Origin of the sequence: Engelhardtia mirabilis, assembly GCF_007748095.1 — a bacterium.
Lineage (GTDB): Bacteria > Planctomycetota > UBA1135 > UBA1135.
This window is the reverse complement of the sequence record NZ_CP036287.1, coordinates 1218381-1233470: the sequence shown is the minus strand read 5'-3', so window position 1 is coordinate 1233470 and position 15090 is coordinate 1218381. Positions and strand designations below refer to the sequence as shown.

Sequence of the window (15090 nt, the reverse complement as noted above, 5' to 3'; positions counted from 1 at the left end):
GGTCCGAAAGGCCCTGGGGTCGATCCCGCGCCCGCCGCGAGGGTCCGCGGGCGGGGCTTCGCAAGTCGTGCGGGGCGGCGCGCTCGGCAAGGGCCGGGGTCGCGCCGGCGCCGCGGTCAGACGTCGTCCGGGACCCGGTAGCTCGTGCTGCGCCCCGCCCCCTCGTTGCGGGCGAGGAGACCGCGCTCCAGGAGGTCTCGAATGTCTCGCTGCGCCGTGTCGGCGGAGCACTTCGCGAGCTTGGCGTACTTGGACGACGTCAGCTTGCCCTCGAAGACGTCGAGGACCCGCTCGAGGACCCTCCGCTGGCGCTGGTTCAGGGACCGGTCGCCCACTCGCTGCCAGAGCCGGCCCTTGCGCAGGACGCGCTCGAGGGTCCCGTCGGACGCCGCGATGGCCCGCTCGAGGATGTCGAGGAACCACTCGAGCCACGCGGTGACGTCCAGGCCGCCGCGCTGGGCGCGTTCGAGCTCGCGGTAGTAGTCGCCGCGCTCGGCCTCGATCTGCGCCGACAGGCTGTAGAAGCGCTGGCCGGTGCGATCGGCGCGGGCCAGGACCAGGTCGCCGATGGCGCGGGCGATGCGTCCGTTGCCGTCCTCGAAGGGGTGGATCGTGACGAACCACAGGTGGGCGAGGCCCGCGCGGAGCACCGGGTCGACGTCGTCGCCACCCTCGAACCAGTCCAGGAACGCCGCCATCTCGCCCGCCAGCCGATCGGCGGCGGGCGCTTCGAAGTGGACGCGCTCGCGGCCGACGCGCCCGCTGATCACCTGCATCGCCCCGGCCGACTCGGGACGCCAGGCGGCCACGGTGATCGGATCGAGCCCGGAGCGGCCGGTCGGGAAGAGCGCGGCGTGCCAGCCGAACAAGCGCTCGGCCGTCAACGGCCGCGAGAAGTCGCGCGTGGCGTCGAGCATCATCGCGACGACCCCCTCGATCGCCCGACTCGGCCGCGGCAGCCCGGCGAGCTCGAGCCCCAGCCGCTCGGCGAGCGACGAGCGCACCTCGTCGCGGTCGATCGCCTCGCCCTCGATCGCCCAGGACTTCACCACCTCCGTGGCCAGGACCTCCAGGTTGGCCTCGGCGCGCAGGTCGAAGCCGAGGGCCTGCATCCGCCCCAGGTGGACGCCCTGCCGGTGACGGACCGCCGCGAGTCGGTTGGCGAGGGCCTCGGCGCTCCAGGTGAACCGGGGCCAGTCGGGGTGCTGGTGGATGTAGGGCAGGGTGGGGCTCCGGCCCCCGAGTATCGGCGCGCTGCGGCGATTGGGGCCACTAATCGCCGCAGATCCTGCGGCGATTAGGAAGCCCAATCGCCGCAGACGGCCCTAGGCCCGCCCCTGGAGCCGCTGAGGCGGGTCCGGGCCAGGTGGGCATCTCAGGACCCCAGGCTCCCGTTCCGGGCCGAGGTGCCCACGGGCCGATGGCCACGGGGTGTCGCCGGACGCATTTCGGGCGCGCGGTCGGGGCCCCTCCTCGAGATCCCAGGACGCGCGCGCACGCAGGCCCCGTCTATCCCCACAGTCACCCGCGCGAAGCCGGCTTTGCAGCGCACGAGTTCGAGTTCCCAGCGGGGGCGGTCGTTCGGGTCGAGGGGGTCGGTGGTGAGGTCGTCCGGATCCTCGTCGCGGGTGGACACCGCCGCCGACACCGGGCCCCCACGGCGCACGCGCCAGCGGGTGGCGGCGGCGGAGAGTTGGCGTATTTCGTCGGGGGGCTTGGCGAGCAGGCACAGGCCCGAGCCGGCTTCGGCGGCGAGTTGCAGGCGGCGGCTGGCGGGCATGGTCAGGTTCGAGCCGTCGGCTACGACCGCCGCCACCGAGGGGCAGCGCAGGGCTGCGTCCACGGCCCACAACAGGCCCTTGCGGTCGGGCGGGTCGATGAAGAGCGAGCGGTCGAGCAGGGCGCGGGCCGAGGTCGCGCCGCCGGGGCGCGCGCGCGGCGCGTCGCCCAGCTCGAGCTCGAAGCGCGCGCCTTCGAGGGGAGCGGTCGACCGAGTCGCGTCGACACACTTCGCCGCGCACTCCAACAAGCCCCCCTCGCGCGTCAGCGTGCGCGGGTAGGGCCACACGCGCCGGCCGATCCACAGCACCCAACGCTCGTCCCGCGCGCCGCTCGCCTCGAGTTCCCCCTGCGCCGTCAGCGCGCGCCAGGCCAGGTGCGCCAACAGGAACAACGGCGGCGTCCAACCGACCTTCCCGCCGCGGGTGCTCTCCGCACCGGCACCGTGGGCCAGGCGCGGGGTGTCGAGGCCGAGCCACTCGTGCACCGCGCCGCGGGCCAGGCCGCCGCCCACCTCCCCACCAGCCCCCTGGCCGAGCAACCGATCCACCCCCGGCCAGCCGGTGGCCAGGGGCGGGCGCTCGGGACGCTCGGCCCCGCGCTCCAACACGCGGACCTGGCGCACAAGGGACTCGAGGGCGTCTCGGCGGGGCTGCATGGCGCCGAAGGTAGCGTTTTGTTCGGGCCTCGGATTCGGATTCTGTTCCGGTCCGGTGGAGAACCCCGCGCCCGTCCCCCAAGTCCCGCGACGACCCCCACTTCGGACGGCGCCGGCGCCGGGAGTCGCTTCCCGGCGCCGGCTCGGCCACGACGAGCCCCGGGGCTACGGCAGCAACTGCAGCGACGCCGCGTCGCTGACCAGAGTCACCACCGGCGGCCCGGCGGGGTCGAGCACGCAAGCGGCGTGGCTCAACTGCACCCCGACCAGGGCCGGGGACAGGCCCGCCGGCACCTGGACGCCCGCGGTCGCGAAGCCCGATCCGTCGAGGACCCCCAGGGTTCCCGCGAGGGGTCCGCTGCTCGGCTCGGACAGGGTGAGTTGGAAGTAGCCGTCGGCGACCAGCGGGAGCAGGAAGCCGCCCAACGGGATCCCCGGCGAGGTCCCGCTCGCCGAGCCGAGCACGAGGTAGATCAGGCCCGCCGACGCCGCTCCGCCGTCCACGAACAGGTCCTGACGTCCGCCGCTCGCGACCGAGATCGAGTCCGGGCAGGCGAACAGCGGCTCGCCCTGCTGGAGCAGTTGGGTGCGGGTGGACTTGCTGAACGATCCCACCACGCAACGGCCGGAGCTCTGGGCCACGGCGACGCCGAACCCGTTGCCGTCGAGGGCCAGCGGCTCGACCACCTGCTGCTCGGACCACGTGGACCCGACCAGGTCGAAGACGAAGGCCCGACCCGGGCCCGACGACTTGATTCCGCCGACCAGCAAGCGATCGCCCTCGAGGTCGACCGACCAACCGAAGTCGTCGCCCGGCGCGGAGTCCGAGGGCAAGAGCTTCTGCTGCTGGACCCACGCCCCGCCGCTGCGATCGAAGACGAAGGCGGCGCCCGTGTGGCTGGCGCCGATCGCACCCGCACCTCCGCGGTAGGCGCCCACCGCCAGGCGCTCGCCCGACAAGGACACGGACTGGCCGAAGTTGCCCTGCGCGAGCTCGCCCTCGAACTGCTGGGTGAACTGCCACTGCCCCGCCACCCGGTCGTAGAGGCGCACCGAGCCGACGTTGCCCTGCCCGAGGCTCGGCCCCGCGTCGAACCAGGGCGAGCCCACCGCCAGGGTGTCGCCGTCCAAAGTCACGCTGGCGCCGAACTCGGCCGCGCCGGGACTCGGCGGGGCGAAGAGATCCTGGGTCGCGATCCAACCGTTCGGGCCCAGCTCGAACACGTGGGCCGCGTCGTCACCGCCGGCCAAGAGGCGCCCGCCCTCGAGCGCCAGCGAGCGCCCCAACTGCCGGCCGGTGGAGCGCAGCTTCTCGAAGAAGACCGGCTGACCGCCGATCAACTGGTAGACGTAGACCGCCCCGCTGTTCGGAAGCGTCCCACTCTCCATCGGCGCGCCCACGGCCAGCCAACGGCCGTCGACGGCCACGGCCCTCCCGAACCAACTCTGCGGATCGGTCGCCGGACCCGGGACCGTCGCCGTCGGGATCCAGAGACCGCCCGAGCCCGGTCCGAACAGGTTGACGAGGCCAATCTCGCCACTGGGGGCCGGGACGAAGGTGTGGCCGACCGCGATGGTCTGCCCGTCGAAGGCCACGGACTGACCGAGCTGGCTGAACTCGGGCAAGGGGGGCGCGGGCACGAGGTCCTGGGCGATGCACTGGGCCTCGGCGAGGGTCGGACAGGCCGCGAGGGCCACGGGCAAGAGCCATCGGTGGTTGCAAGACATTGGAGCGGTGGGGCTGTGGCGGTTCGATTGACGGCGCGCCGCCGGGAGACCGGAACACCGGCCACCACACTGGTGGCTCGGCGCTTGGGCGCGCGATTCGCCCGTGAGGTGCCCCGCCGCCGAGCGGGTGTTTCAGGTCAATGGGAACTCCTTCCCGGGATCGAGCGGGCGAGTGCGGTCGGCACCCCACCGAGCCCATGGCGCCGTCACCGACTCGCGCCCGCGCCCGGGACCGGCCCCGGATTCCGCCCCTGCCGCGAGATCGGTCGCCACACCTGCGCGCGACGACGGATGGGGTCGTGTTCGACCGACGCCCCCCCAGCAACCCGCCCGACCATGCAGCAGTCCAACTCCGCTCCGACCCTCGCCCTCGTCCTGCTCGCCACCCTCGCCCCCCTCGCCCGCGCCCAGGACTTCAACGGCGACGGGCAGAGCGACCTGGCCGCCGGAGCGCCCTACGAGACCCTCGCCAACCTGAAGCAGGCCGGGACCGTGAGCGTGCTGTACGGCGACGGCGACCGTCAGAACCTCGTCCAACCCGCGACGCAGTGGAACGGCGGGCCCGAGGCCTATGCGAACTTCGGCCAGGCACTCGCCTGGGGGGACTTCGACGGCGACGGCTTCGACGACCTGGCCGTGGCGGCTCCCGCGGCCAGCGTGAACGGCATCGCGGCGGCCGGCGTGGTGACCTTCTTCCGTGGCAGCAAGTTCGGTCTGACCCACGACAAGGGCGACGCGCTGACCCAGGACACCTTCGGCGTCGAGGACGAGGCCGAGGCGTCGGACGGCTTCGGTTGGTCCTTGGCCAGCGGCGACTTCAACGGCGACGGCATCAGCGACTTGGCCGTGGGCGCGCCCTTCGAGGACACGGACTCCATCGACGCCTCAGGCTGCGTGCACGTGCTGCTGGGCCAAGTGAAGGTGGGCCTGACCGGCGACGGCGCGACCTACTACCGCCAGGGCGTCGGCGGCCTGCTCGATCAACGCGAGGTGTGGGACTTCTTCGGCTTCGAACTTGTCGCCGGGGACTTCCGGGGCGACGGCTACGACGACTTGGCGGTGGGCATCCCGCACGAGGACGTGAACAAGGCCGTCGATGCCGGCGCCGTGCAGATCATCCCCTTCTACGGCGGCAAGCTCGACTTCGACAATCAGCAATTCTGGACTCAGGACTCCCCCGGCATCGTCGACGAGACGGAGTACGCCGACAACTTCGGCTGGTCCTTGGCCGCCGGTGACTTCCACTTCCCCGGCCTCAACCAGCCCGACGGCGCCGACGACCTCGCCATCGGCGTGCCCGGCGAGAACCCCGACAAGGTCGAGGACGCGGGCGCCGTGCACGTGCTGTACGGCTTCCCGTCCAAGGGGCTGGTGCACGACTTCAGCACCTTCCTGCACCAGGGCATGAACGGCGCCTGGGGCGAGAAGCTCGAGGTCGGCGACGCCTTCGGCTACTCCCTGGCCGCGCCGGTGCGCGGGGACGGCACCGCTTCCCTCGCCATCGGCGTTCCCTTCGAGGACGTCGGTAGCGCCACCGACGCCGGCGCGGTGCACGTGCTGACCCGCCTGATCCAGACCTTCTGGTTCAACATCTTCGACCTGAGCAGCATCACCATCACCCAGGACTCGGAATACGGTGGGGCCGAGCCTTCCGAGAGCGGCGACCGCTTCGGCTACACCCTCGCGAACTACGGCCTGCCCTACGACGGCGACGACTTCTTCGTCGGCTACTACGAGAACGGGAACCTGGCGATCGGCGCCCCCTTCGAGGACCTGGGGAAGAAGGCCGGGCAGGTGGGGCAGGTCTCCCACGGCTTGCTGCTCGGGGACAGCTACCTGGGTCTCTACAGCTGGCAGGACCAGCTGGATCCGGTCGAGACGCCCGAGAAGGGCGATCGGTTGGGCTACGGGCTGTAGTCAGCGACGGAGGTCGACAGCACGCAGACCGTCGAAACGGGCAGGTCCCGACTCGGAAGCAGCTCCCGCGCGTTCCTGCGGACGCCTGACCCGGAACTCCGCGGAACCGCGCTCCGAACTCTCGCGGAAGTCCGCGCCGCCTGGCCGGCCCAGGCGATCGGCGCGCCTGGAGCCGCAAGCGACGAGGGCCGCGGTGGAGAACTCCCTCCACCGCGGCCCTCGCCGTTCACGGACCCTTGCGACCTCAGCCCCCGAGCGGCACGTCCGCTCCGTCGACGGTGAAGCTGCCGCCGTCGTTGAAGAGGTTGTCGCCGACCAGCGACAGGTTGGCGCCGATGCGCGAGCTCGTCACGGTCATCACGCCGGTGGACGAGTTCCACAGGCCGCCGCCCTCGTTGGAGGCCACGTTCTCGGTGACCGACGAGTCGAGCACGTCGACGAAGCCGGCCCCGGTCAGGTGCAGGCCCCCGCCGTTGCCGGGCGCCGGGCCGGTCTGGTTGCCGTGCAGCCGCACGCGCTCGAGGCTGGTGGTGCCGAGCTTGGCCTCGACGCCCCCGCCGGCCCGTTGGGAGCGGTTGCCGGCGATCGTGACGCCGCTCAGCACCAGCTCGCCCCCGTCGTTCAGCACGCCGCCGCCCGAACCGGCCGCGCCGTCGGCCTCGTTGCCGCTCAAGGTCCCGCCGCTGACAGTCAACAGGCCGCCGTCGTTGAACAGGCCCCCGCCGCCCCGGTCCGCCCCGTCACCGCTGGCGCGGTTGCCGGACACGTCGCAGTCGGTGACCGTCATCGTTCCGACGGCCGAGTTCCACAGGCCGCCGCCCTCGGCCGCGGCCTCGTTGGCCTGCACCGCGGTTCCGGTCACGTCGACCGTGCCGGCGCCGGTCAGGTGCAGGGCGCCGCCGTTGCCCGGGGCCGGACCGCAGCGGTTCATCCACAGCACGCCGCCGTCCACGTCGGTGGTACCGCCGTTGGCCTCGATCCCGCCACCGGCGCGCTGGGCCTCGTTGCCCTCCATGCGCGTGCCGACCACGGTCACGAGCCCGCCGAAGTTGAGCAGGCCGCCGCCGGAACCCGCCGCGCCGTCGGCCGCGTTGCCCGACACCGTGCAGTTCTCGACCCGCAGCTCGCCGCCGTCGTTGAACAGGCCTCCGCCGCCTTGGTCCGAGGCGTCGCCACTGGCCGAGTTGTTCATCACCACGCTGTGACGGACCGTCATCGTGCCGGTCGAGGAGTTCCACAGGCCGCCGCCCTCTGCCCCGGCCCGGTTGCCGATCACGTCCGTCAGCTCGACCGTGACCTGGCCCTCGCCAGTCAGGTGCAGGCCACCACCGTTGCCGGGCGACGCGCCCGTCTCGTTCTGGGAGAGCTCGCAGTTGAAGAGGGTCGTCGTGCCGCCCTTGGCTTCGACGCCGCCACCGGCGCGGTTGGAGCGGTTCGCGCGCAGGATCGACAGCTCGACGCTGACCTGACCGCCATCGTTGAGCAGACCGCCGCCCGAGCCCGAGCCGGTGACGGCGAGGTTGTCGCGGACCAGGGTGCGTCGCACCGTCAGGCTTCCGCCGTCGTTGAAGAGGCCGCCGCCGCCCTGGTCCGCGGCGCTGCCGCGGGCCTCGTTGGAGCGCACTTCCGTGTCGTCGACGGTCATGTTGCCGTCGCTCGAGTTCCACAGTCCGCCGCCCTCGGCCTCGGCCGTGTTGCCGAAGAAGCTGCTGTCCAGCACCCGGACCTGGCCCGCGCCGGTCAGGTGCAAGCCGCCGCCGTTGCCCGGATTCGGCCCGGCAGCGTTGGCCTGCACCAGGGTGCCCGTGAGCTCGGCATCGCCCGCATTGGCTTCGATCGCGCCGCCTGCGCGCTCGGCCGAACAACCTTCGATCGACGAGTCGAGCACTCGCAGCGTGCCACCTTCGTTGAAGATGCCGCCCCCCGAAGCGCCGGCGCCGCTGGCAACGCTGTTCGTGATCGACGAGCGCTGCACGGCGAGGCTCCCGCGGTTGCGGAAGGCGCCACCGCTCTCCCCGACGACGCCACCGCCGGTCACCGTCAGCCCCGCGACGAGCAGCGACGCGCCGGAGGCCACGTCGAAGATCCGGTCGGCGCCGAGGCCGTCGATCGTCGCCCCATTGCCGCGCAGGACCAAGCGCCCGGTGACGTCCAGGTCGCCGGTCGCGGCGCCGTCCTCGCCCGCTCCGGTCAGGGTCAGGGAGTAGACGGCTCCGGGCGCGAGCAGGACCACGCCACCGCCGAGCGCGTTCGATTCCTGAATCGCCGCGCGCAGGGAGCAGTTGCCCGCCGCGTCGGCGCAGATGCCGTCGCCCGGGTTCGCGTCGGGCGTGTCGGCGGTGGTGTTGACCGTGAACTGGGCGAAGGCGGACGCGGGCAGCAGCGCGAGGACCGCGGCGCCGTGCCCGAGGGCAAACAGGCGAGAGGTGGGCATGGAGGAGGCTCCTGGTTCGGGAGACGACCTGCGGATCGCGGGGCGAGCCACTGATCGGAATCGCTGTCCAGAACCGTCGGGCACTTCGCCCTCGGGCAGAACTGGACACAGACGGGTACGGTTCGCCCCCGCTGCCTGGATGCTCCATTCGCCCGGGTCCGACAACAGCGTTCCGTGCGCCACCGTCGGCTGGCGCGAGGACGGTCGGCGCAAGCCCTTGCGGCGCGGGGCACCCGCGAATCGGGCCGTTTGCACCCGAATCGCAGTCAGCCGGCAACGCTAGACTCCGCCCCGTGGACACCCTCTCGCGCCGGCACTGGATCTTCGACCTCGACGGGACCTTGACCGTCGCGATGCACGACTTCGACGCGTTCAAGGGCGCCCACGGCTTGCCGCCGGACGTGCCGATCCTCGAGGCCCTGGACGCCATGGGCGGTCCGCGGGCGGCTTCGCTGCACGTGCGGTTGGCCGATTGGGAGCGCGACGTCGCGGCGCAGTCCATGGCCCAACCTGGAGCGCGGGAGCTGCTCGAGACCCTCGCGGCGCGGGGCGCGCGCATGGGGATCTTGACCCGCAACACGCGCGCCATCGCCCTGGCGACCTTGGAAGCAGCGCGACTCGACGGGTTCTTCACCGAAGCGCTCGTGATCGGTCGCGACGAGGCGCCGCCCAAGCCGGACCCCGCCGGCGCGGTGGCGCTGATGCGACGCTGGGGAGCCGCGGCAGGCGACGCGGTGCTGGTGGGCGACTTCCTCTTCGACCTACAAGCCGGCCGGCGGGCGGGCGCCCACGTGATCTACCTCGATCCCAGCGGCGACTTCCCCCACCGCGCCGAGGCGGATCGCTGCGTCACGAGCCTGATCGAGCTGCTCGAGTCCTGAAGCGCGCGGCAGCCGAGCGGTGCAGCGAGGGCGAAGCTTCAGACCGCTGCGTGCGTCACTCCACGCTCTCGATGGCGAGTCGTCCGCGCTCCACCGAGAGGTAGATCGTGACGGGCGGCACCTCGGCCACACCATCGGTGCTCGGGCCGAGGGCGGTCAAGGCGGCGCGATCGCGGCCGAAGAGGCGATCGGCGAACTGGCGCGGCGGCAGGCGCTTCTCCACGGCCTCGCCCGCCACGAAGCGCTGCTGGTTCGGCGGCAGGAGCACCTCGCGGCCGTGGGTGTCGAGGATCCGCAAGCCGCCGCCGTCGGCGGACTCGATCGAGCCCGAACCATCGAGCAGCGCGCTCGCCTCCGCGTAGCTCCCGTCCCGTGCGAGGCTGATGAAGCGCTGCAGTGACTGCCGAGGCCAGTGCATCCACCACTGGGCGGCGAGGGCGAAGATGGCGAGCGCGATCGCGAGGCCGATCAGGTTCTTCGAGCGAGGGTTCAAGGGCCGACTCCGAGCGAGAGAGGGTGAAAGGGCGTAGCGCGAGGTCGCCTCGGCTCAGTGCGCGCCGACGGCGCCCAGGGTCCCCAAGGCCGACTCCAGCGCGGCATCGTCCACGCCAACCGCGTCCAGCGGACAACCGTAGGTGACGAACAGGATTTGACTGCCCGCGCGCAGGTACCACTGGCGCCAGTAGGCCTCGCCGTCGTCGTAGGCGATCTCGAAGCCGCGGAAGTCGCCGGCGACCACGTCGGCGGTGGGCGCGCCGGCGTCGATGTGTTCCTGCGCGAAGTCACGCAGGTCCGCGTCGGTCACGTCGCCGGGTGCGAAGGCGGCGCTGATCTGCAGGGTGCCGAGCTCGCCCTCGCTGACGATCGTCGCGCAGTCGGGGTCTGAGACCTCGCTCCAACCGGGCGGGATCGACAGCCACCAGGAGCCTTCTTCGCCCTCGAGCAGATCGTTCGATGGCACCTTCACAGGTCCCCCTCTGCCCCGAGTTGCTCCGCGATCGAGCGCGTGGCCGCGATCTCGAGTTCGCCAGTGTGTTTGGTCGTGACCGTCTCGATCAGAGCCAGGAGGCACTCGCGCTCGCAGACGGGATTGTGGCGCACGCCCTTGGGCACCACGTGGAAGTCGCCTTCACCGAGCACCACCCGGCGATCCTCGTACTCGATCACCAGCTCGCCAGCGAGCACGAGGAACAGCTCGTCCTCGTGCTCGTGGGCGTGCCAGGCCAGCTCGCCCTGGACCTTCGCCACCTTGACGTACTGGTCGTTCACGCGACCGACGACCTTGGGGGACCAGAGCTCGCGCAACTGCTGCGCCTCGCGCCTGAGATTCTTGACGTTCATGGTTGGGGCGCTCGGCGGCGCGCAGGCGGGAGATTAGCCCAATCGCCCCTCGCCAGCGAGTCGACGCCCGGGGCCGGGGCCCTGGGGTCGACGGTGGCCCTGTGCTACAAGACGGTCCGACCCCCTGTAGGAGAGAACCCCATGCGCCAACCCCTCGCCCTCGCCCTGACCGCCTCCATCGTGTTCACCGCTTCCGCCTGCGGGGTCAAGGTCTCGCCCACGAGCGGCGGGGCGGGCTCCGTGATCCTGACTGCCACCTCCATCAAGCCAGTGCAGAACCTGGGACTGGTGGCGGGCCTCACGGCCGAACGCATCCTCGACGGCCTCAACAACCCGGCGGGCCTCGCCTTCGCGTCTGACGGGCGCCTGGCGATTTGCTCAGCCGGCACGGGACGGGAGAACGGCAACGGGATCGTGCAGATCTGGCAGGACGGCTCCGTCGGCGACTACATCACCGCCTTCCCCACCGAGTACTGGAAGGTCGGCAAGGACGGCGCTCCGGATCGCTTCAAGGTCGGTCCCCTCGGCGCTGCCTGGCTCGATGACGGGCGCCTGGCGGTCAGCAACGCCGGCCTGGGCGACGGCGCCGAGACGATTCTCTTCTTCGACGGCAGCGGCACCGCCGCGGACGGCAGCGCTTCCAACAGCGTGGGCCCGACCAGCGACGACGCCGCGGACAAGGGCGAGGGCAACCTGACCGGCTTCTCGGTCTCGCCCGGCGGGGCGCGCATCTTCGTCTGCGGCCAGGGTGCCGACGCGAAGACCTGGGTCTTGACCTGCGATGTGGAAGAACTCGAGCTGGCCACCTTCGCCTCGGCCGACGACCACGGCATCGCGATCAACTCGCCGATGCAGACCCTGCCCTGGGACGACGACACGATCCTCGTGCTCTACTCCGGCGCCGGCGGCGTGGAGGACGGCCTGATCGTGCAGTGGAACGCCGACGGCACGCCGAAGGCCCAGTGGACCCTGCCGCGCCTGGCCGACCCCATGGGCATGGCCCGCATCCCGGGCACGTCGGACCTCGCGGTGGTCGACAACAACTGGAACCTGGAGCGGGTCCAGTCCGGGCAACTGGGGCGCGTGAGCTTGGCTCCTGGCGGCGGCGAGGCGCGGGTCAAGATCCTGGCTCACGCCCTGCGCGGTCCGGTGTCCTGCACCTTCGGTCCTGACGGCCGACTCTACGTGGCCCAGCTCGGCCCCGAGTTCGACGCGGACAAGGGCAACGTGGTCGCGATCAGCGGCATCCAGTAGCGGCGCAGGTCCGAGGTCACCCCGCGCCAGCCGGAGCCCCGCGCCAGCCGGAGCCCCGCTCGGCTGGAGCCGCGCGACTTCGGCTGCTCGACTTCAAACCGCGGCCAGCGGCGTCATTCCGGGACGCCGCTGGCCGCTTCGACTTCGGCCAGCCTGCGCGTGCGGCGCTCGCCGTGGCCGAGCAGGCCGTCGAGTTGGTCGGCGCACTCGCGCACGAGCTGCGCACCCCGGATGCGATCGCCGGTGCGCCACAGCGCCGCGCCGTACTGCAGTCCGAAGACCGCGCGCAGGTCGGCGTCCTCGACGGACTCGATCCAAGGCCAGTGCCCGCCCAACTCCTCCAGGGCCTCGGCGTTGCGCCCGAGCTCCAACAGCGCCTCGCCGACGGCGGCGAGCGATTCGACCCGCGCCTCGCGACCGACCAGATCCTCGTTCAGACGCAGGTTCTCGACCAACCGCTGCTGGGTCTCGAGCAGCGGCTCCCATTCGCCGCGGGCCTGGTAGGCCAGGCCCAGGGTGCGCAGGGAATCGGCCAGGCGCAGGTCGAGCGGATCGACCAGGGCGGCGTGCATCGCGATCGACTCCTCCAAGAGCGGGATCGCTTCCGCTGACTGGCCCAGGCGCTGGTAGAGCGCGCCCTCGAGGGCCAGGGCCGCGGCGAGGGGCACGGAGGATCCGCTCGCGCGCATGGTCGCGATGGCCTCGCGGTAGTCGGCGTGGGCAGCCACGTCGTTGCCACTGGCCTCGCGCACGCCGGCCCGCTGCACCAACAGGTTCGCGCGGCGCACGGAGTCCGCGTCGTAGATTCGCTCGGCCATGGCGACCGCCTCGTCGATGGCCGAGGCCGCGCGCTCGAGATCGCCGAGCTCGAGCGAGGCCACGCAGATCACCTCCAGGTGGCCGACGAGCTCGGGGTGGTCGCCGCCGATCACGCGCCGCAGCCCGGCGAGGGAGTGCTCGGCCAGCTCGCGCGACTCGCTGCACTCGCCGCGGTAGTAGAGCAGCGCCGAGAGCACGTGCTCCGCGCCGTAGGTCTCGACGCTCTCGGGCCCCGCCGCGCGCCGCATCCGCTCGACGGACTCGCGCGCGCTCGACTCGGCCGCGGCGAAGCGACCCTGGGCCATGGCCACATGGGCCTGCGAGAGCAACGCCTGGGCCAGGTCGGTGCCGTACTCGGGCCCCAGCACCCTGGCCAGCTCGATCACCCGTTCGGACTCGACCTGGGCCTGGTCGAGGAAGCTCAACACGGTCAGGGCGTTGATCAGGTCCATGCGGAGGCGCACCGCGGAAGCGTCGCCGCCGAGCCCGATGTCCTCGTACAACTCGAGCGCCCGCCGGAAGTCCGCCAGCACCTCCGGCGCCTGGGATCGGTTCCAGCGCGCCAGCGCCAGGAGGCCCTCGGCGCGCGCGCGTTGCACCGACTGGCCCTCGCCGCGCTCGACGTAGAGGTCGATCGCCTGCTCCAGCAGCGGAACGGCCTCCTGCGAGCGCCCGATCGAGTGCAGGGTCCCGCCCAGGCGCGACAGCAACCGCGCGCGCAGCAGCGGCGGTCCGGTGAACCCGTGCAGGGCCGCCACCGAGCGCTCGAGCACGTCGACCACGCGCACCGCGTCGCCGTCCTCGTAGGGCGAGGCCTTGCCCAACATCTCGTCGAAGAACTGCTCGGAGGCGAGCAACTCGTCGACCGACGACTGGGCCCGGCGGCGCTGGTCGTCGGCCTCCGCCCGTTGGGTCTGGGCCTCGGCCGTGGCCTCGCGCGCCGCTTCGAGGGCTGCGGCCAGGCGCTCGCCGCGCGCCTGCGATTCGACAAAAAGGGCCGTGCTCACGATCGTCCCGGCCAGCAGCGCCAGCACCGCCGCCGCGGCGCCGAGCACCCAGGGCCGATGGCGGCGGGCAAACTTGGCCAACTGGTAGGTCGCGCTGGGCGGCCGGGCCGCGATCGGCTCGTCGTCGAGGAAGCGCCGCAGGTCGGCGGCGAACTGCGCCGCCGTGGCATAGCGCCGCTCCGGCTCGCGCTCGAGCGCGTGCAGCAGGATCGTCTCCAGGTCGCCGCGGACCTCGCGCGCGAAGCTGGACGGCGCGGGCGGATCGTCGCGCTCGAGCGCGCGCAGGGCCTCGGGCAGCGACCGGCCGTCGACCTCGAAGGGCAATCGACCGGTCAACAGGCGGTAACCGATCACCCCCAGGGCCCAGACGTCGCTCGGCGTGCCGATCGCCGCGCCGTCACCCGCCGCCTGCTCGGGGCTCATGTAGGCCAGGGTGCCCCACAGCTCACCGGTGCGCGTGCGCAGGCTGTCGCCGTCCATGTGGAGGGCGCGCGCGATCCCGAAGTCGAGCACCCGCGGCTGACCGCTGGCGTCGACGAGCACGTTGCCCGGCTTCAGGTCGCGGTGCACGATCCCGCGCGAGTGGGCGTGGGCCACCGCGTCAGCGACGCGAACGAGCAGGCGCACTCGCGCGGTGAGGTCCAAACGCCGCTGGGTCGCGTGATCATCGAGCCGCGGGCCGTCGACCAGCTCCATCGCGATGAAGGGCCGCGGACCGTGGGGGCCGTCGGCGGTGCCGACGTCGTACACGCGCGCGATGCCTGGGTGCTCGAGCCGCGCCAGGACCTCCCCCTCCAGCTCGAAGCGGCGCCGGTGGGCTGCGTCCATGGCATCCGCGCGCAGCACCTTGATCGCGACCCGTCGCCGCGGCCGCTCCTGCTCCGCCTCGTAGACGATCCCCATGCCGCCGCGGCCGAGCTCGCGCAGGATGCGGTAGGAGCCGATCGACTCGGGGAACTGGGCGCTCTCGCCGCGGGCCAGGTCGTCGAGGGCTTCGGCCGCGCGGGCCGAGGCCGGCCGGTCGAGCAGCCGCGCCCCCGCGGCCCCGTCGGCCTCGAGCAGCGCCGCGACGCGCCGCGCGAGGTCGGGGCTGCGGGCCTCGAGCTGCGCCAGGTAGTTCGCGAGCTCCACACCTTCGACCTCGAGCGCGCCTTCGAACGCCGCCGCCAAGGCATCGTGGTCCGCGCCACTCACGCGGCCCCACCGCCGTCCCGCGAGAGTCGACGGGCGCTCCGCGCCGGGTCACGTCGCCAGTCCGCAGCGGCGGATCGA

The 15090-nt window shown here is 72.5% G+C and carries 11 protein-coding genes; 3 read left to right on the top strand and 8 right to left on the bottom strand.

Annotated features, from left to right (window positions below):
- Window positions 1-116: 116 nt before the first annotated feature.
- From Pla133_RS04560 to Pla133_RS04550, 3 genes are all read right to left on the bottom strand, one after another.
- Window positions 117-1223 (bottom strand): Fic family protein, encoded by a 1107-nt coding sequence (locus Pla133_RS04560; protein ID WP_145070739.1) that lies wholly within the window; start codon window positions 1221-1223, stop codon window positions 117-119.
- A 152-nt stretch (window positions 1224-1375) separates the two neighbouring features.
- On the bottom strand, window positions 1376-2437 hold the full coding sequence (locus tag Pla133_RS04555) for an ImuA family protein (RefSeq protein ID WP_145062918.1): 1062 nt from the start codon (window positions 2435-2437) through the stop codon (window positions 1376-1378).
- A 165-nt stretch (window positions 2438-2602) separates the two neighbouring features.
- Entirely contained in the window at window positions 2603-4165 is a 1563-nt protein-coding gene (locus tag Pla133_RS04550; protein WP_145062916.1) for a hypothetical protein, read from the bottom strand.
- Window positions 4166-4501: 336 nt separating this feature from the next.
- On the opposite strand from Pla133_RS04550, the gene Pla133_RS04545 reads away from it, so the two are divergent.
- Window positions 4502-6082: an FG-GAP repeat protein gene (locus Pla133_RS04545; RefSeq protein WP_419192129.1), complete on the top strand. Its 1581-nt coding sequence runs from the start codon at window positions 4502-4504 to the stop codon at window positions 6080-6082.
- Between the two features lie 244 nt (window positions 6083-6326).
- On the opposite strand, the gene Pla133_RS04540 is transcribed toward Pla133_RS04545, so the two are convergent.
- Window positions 6327-8516, bottom strand: a complete 2190-nt coding sequence (locus tag Pla133_RS04540) for a CSLREA domain-containing protein (protein ID WP_145062912.1) — start codon at window positions 8514-8516, stop codon at window positions 6327-6329.
- Between the two features lie 293 nt (window positions 8517-8809).
- Between Pla133_RS04540 and Pla133_RS04535 the strand changes: the two genes are divergently transcribed.
- Window positions 8810-9397, top strand: a complete 588-nt coding sequence (locus Pla133_RS04535; RefSeq protein ID WP_419192128.1) for an HAD family hydrolase — start codon at window positions 8810-8812, stop codon at window positions 9395-9397.
- A 55-nt stretch (window positions 9398-9452) separates the two neighbouring features.
- On the opposite strand, the gene Pla133_RS04530 is transcribed toward Pla133_RS04535, so the two are convergent.
- Genes Pla133_RS04530 through Pla133_RS04520 form a run of 3 tightly spaced genes read right to left on the bottom strand, consistent with a single transcriptional unit; the run spans window position 9453 to window position 10738 of the window.
- Window positions 9453-9890: a hypothetical protein gene (locus Pla133_RS04530; RefSeq protein ID WP_145062910.1), complete on the bottom strand. Its 438-nt coding sequence runs from the start codon at window positions 9888-9890 to the stop codon at window positions 9453-9455.
- A gap of 54 nt (window positions 9891-9944) precedes the next feature.
- A complete protein-coding gene (locus Pla133_RS04525) occupies window positions 9945-10358 on the bottom strand; it encodes a hypothetical protein (RefSeq protein ID WP_145062908.1) in 414 nt (137 codons plus the stop codon).
- A 2-nt stretch (window positions 10359-10360) separates the two neighbouring features.
- Window positions 10361-10738 (bottom strand): cupin domain-containing protein, encoded by a 378-nt coding sequence (locus Pla133_RS04520; RefSeq protein WP_145062905.1) that lies wholly within the window; start codon window positions 10736-10738, stop codon window positions 10361-10363.
- A 141-nt stretch (window positions 10739-10879) separates the two neighbouring features.
- Between Pla133_RS04520 and Pla133_RS04515 the strand changes: the two genes are divergently transcribed.
- Window positions 10880-11992 (top strand): hypothetical protein, encoded by a 1113-nt coding sequence (locus Pla133_RS04515; protein ID WP_419192127.1) that lies wholly within the window; start codon window positions 10880-10882, stop codon window positions 11990-11992.
- A gap of 113 nt (window positions 11993-12105) precedes the next feature.
- Here Pla133_RS04515 and Pla133_RS04510 read toward each other — a convergent pair whose 3' ends face one another.
- On the bottom strand, window positions 12106-15012 hold the full coding sequence (locus tag Pla133_RS04510) for a serine/threonine-protein kinase (protein WP_145062903.1): 2907 nt from the start codon (window positions 15010-15012) through the stop codon (window positions 12106-12108).
- Window positions 15013-15090: the final 78 nt, after the last annotated feature.

Excerpts from the sequence above, each read along its gene's own strand:
- Pla133_RS04555 (WP_145062918.1), bottom strand. The coding sequence starts at position 2,437 with ATGCAGCCCCGCCGAGACGCCCTCGAGTCCCTTGTGCGCCAGGTCCGC.
- Pla133_RS04550 (WP_145062916.1), bottom strand. The coding sequence starts at position 4,165 with ATGTCTTGCAACCACCGATGGCTCTTGCCCGTGGCCCTCGCGGCCTGT.
- Pla133_RS04545 (WP_419192129.1), top strand. The coding sequence starts at position 4,502 with ATGCAGCAGTCCAACTCCGCTCCGACCCTCGCCCTCGTCCTGCTCGCC.
- Pla133_RS04540 (WP_145062912.1), bottom strand. The coding sequence starts at position 8,516 with ATGCCCACCTCTCGCCTGTTTGCCCTCGGGCACGGCGCCGCGGTCCTC.
- Pla133_RS04520 (WP_145062905.1), bottom strand. The coding sequence starts at position 10,738 with ATGAACGTCAAGAATCTCAGGCGCGAGGCGCAGCAGTTGCGCGAGCTC.
- Pla133_RS04515 (WP_419192127.1), top strand. The coding sequence starts at position 10,880 with ATGCGCCAACCCCTCGCCCTCGCCCTGACCGCCTCCATCGTGTTCACC.